The organism is Micrococcus sp. LASM2_SD2, from assembly GCF_057364565.1.
Map to the genome: position 1 here is coordinate 1 of NZ_JBNFOB010000482.1, position 594 is coordinate 594.

Annotated in this window: 1 protein-coding gene; it reads left to right on the forward strand. The window is 77.6% G+C overall.

Features of this window, described 5'->3' with window-relative positions; genetic code table 11:
• The coding region (locus AC2W7A_RS13230; protein WP_485991734.1) for a glycosyltransferase at nt 1–594 on the forward strand (594 nt) is incomplete at both ends.

A 594-nucleotide genomic window follows, 5' to 3' on the forward strand; every position in this document is an offset into this window, starting at 1 on the left:
CTGCGTCGTCCGAGCCGGTCGCCGCTCGGGTCCGCCGGCGTCCGGCCGCCGCCGCGGCCACCGTGGTCACCCCGAACGGTGTGAACCCCGAGCGCATCCGCCCCGTGGACCGTGACACCGCCTCCGCCGGCTCCGCCCTTCCCGACGGCGGCGCCGCGCCCGAGCCGTCCGGCCGTCCGTTCACCGTGGGCTTCCTGGGCACCCTGAAGCCCTGGCACGGCACCGAGACCCTCCTGGAGGCGGTCGCCGCGGCCTGCGACGCCGCCGCGCACTGGCGCATCGAGTTCTGCGGCGCCGGACCCCAGCTGCAGGCCCTGCGCGAGCAGGCCGACCGGCTCGGCCTGGGGGAGGCGACCGTCTTCCACGGTGCGCTCGCCCCGTCCGAGGTGCCGGCCGTCGTCGGGCACTGGGACGTGGCCACCGCCCCGTACCCGCAGCCGGAGAACCCGGAGGACCACTACTTCTCCCCGCTGAAGGTCTACGAGTACCTTGCCGCCGGCGCCACCGTGGTGGCCTCGGCCGTCGGGGGAGATCCCGGCCGTCGTGGGCGCCGGCGAGCCGGACGCCGACGGCGTGGCCGTGGGCACCCGCGGC